The organism is Thermogutta sp., assembly GCF_014359955.1.
Lineage (GTDB): Bacteria > Planctomycetota > Planctomycetia > Pirellulales > Thermoguttaceae > Thermogutta.
In genome coordinates this window covers 1-1,527 of sequence record NZ_JACIYL010000948.1, presented here as the reverse complement: position 1 = coordinate 1,527, position 1,527 = coordinate 1, and the positions used below count along the sequence as shown (strand labels likewise).

Genomic DNA, 1,527 nt, shown 5'->3' with positions numbered 1-1,527 from the left:
GAAGAACGATTGACCGGTGGAAAGTCGCAGAAGGCTTTCCCTAGCCAGCTCGTGACCGGGGTTGATTGCGAGGGCCTTTTCCAGTGATTGCCGTGCCGCGTCGACTTCCGTTCGGACCCACTGGACATAGGCGAGATTGTACCATGCGTCAGCCTCGCTCCCCCCGCGGCGGAACTGCTCAAGAGCTTCCTGGTATCGGCCCTGGTAACCGTACACAAGGCCCAGATTGTTGCGGTAGCGCTCATTGGCAGGGGCAATACCAACCGCTTTCAGCAGTGCTCGTTCGGCTTTGTCTAGTTTCCCCTGCAGCAGGTAGCAATAGCCCAGGTCGTTAAATAGATCGGGGTCTTTGGGATTAAGCCGAATGGCTTGCGCATAGAGTGATTCGGCTTCCAGGAATCTTTGCTGGCGGTCGCAGACGACGGCGAGGCGATGGTATGCCTCATACCTGTCGGGGGCCCAAACAATGAGCCGTTCGTAGATTTCACGGGCTGCGTCGAGTTTCCCCGCCCGTTCCAAGGTCCGCCCTTTTGCGAGTTGGGCAATGTACTCAGCGTCCTGCTGGGAGTTCTTTTGCGGTTGTTTGGCGGAGGAGCCCTGATTGGACGCTATGTTTCGAGCAGGCTGGTGTCCAGAACCGGAAGTCAGGCCCGCACTGCTGCTCGTCATGCTTTCCGGAGACCAAGGATACGACCGGCAGCCGCACCAGGTGAGAGCGCCGGCGATCATCAGGCCGGTGACGACCTTCCACGCTCCGTTATTCCGCCGGGTCCGTGTCATAAACGTGAACCGCTCTATTCGAAAAGGGCTTTGTTTGCCAGCCCAAACAGGTCTCAGCAGAATCGGCCGGTGTAAACATAATCGCGTCGACCGGCTGTATGAACTGTATCGAAAAGAACGGTCCTTCGGCTTGACACAATGTCTTCACGCCCGGCTGGATCGGCGTCATTGGGTTGTCTTTTCCGACCCGTTATTCTCTTGGGATGGCTGCGCCGGTGCTTTGCGCGGCGGATTGAAAACACGAGGAACAGCCGGTTTTCGGTTCGCCGCTTTGATTCGGTTTACCGCGGATTGGCCCAGGTGTTGGGCAAGAATTTTATCGGCCTTCAGGAGATTTTCCCGGAGAGTATCCGTGTCGTGGGAATTTCGATCTGCAACATTGTCTTCCGGGATATCGTCCAGCAGCTCGAGCAGGGCCTTGATAAGCGGTGACCGGGGTCCTTCGTTGGATGGGGCAGTTTCCCCATCGTGCGAGCGTTTCTGCTCCTTCCTTTTGGACTCTTTCGAGGCTGGATGCGGCGCCTCGGGAGACTTCAGTGCCTGCACAAGTTGCCTGTCAGAATCGAGGAGGATTCGACGCAGCTGCCGCCTTTCCTCGGGCTGCACGTCGGGGAGGTCGTCCAGTGCCTTGAGAAGCCGGCGCACAATATCCGTGTGGACCTCGGCGTCTCCTTTCTTCTGGGGGGCCTGTTCAACTATCTGGGATGGATCCTGTATTCGATGGGTATCGGTAGTTTTGGCAGCTTT

Annotated in this window: 3 protein-coding genes; 2 read left to right on the top strand and 1 reads right to left on the bottom strand. The window is 57.4% G+C overall.

Annotated elements, in window-relative coordinates; genetic code table 11:
• Positions 1-780 (bottom strand): tetratricopeptide repeat protein (locus H5U08_RS18460; RefSeq protein ID WP_297036526.1); only part of this gene is annotated, 780 nt, incomplete at its 3' end.
• Between the two features lie 300 nt (positions 781-1,080).
• Between H5U08_RS18460 and H5U08_RS18455 the strand changes: the two genes are divergently transcribed.
• Together H5U08_RS18455 and H5U08_RS18450 are read left to right on the top strand one after the other, a co-directional pair.
• Positions 1,081-1,212, top strand: coding sequence for a hypothetical protein (locus H5U08_RS18455; RefSeq protein WP_297036524.1), 132 nt, complete (start codon positions 1,081-1,083; stop codon positions 1,210-1,212).
• 81 nt (positions 1,213-1,293) lie between these two features.
• The coding region (locus tag H5U08_RS18450) for a hypothetical protein (RefSeq protein WP_297036522.1) at positions 1,294-1,527 on the top strand (234 nt) is incomplete at its 3' end.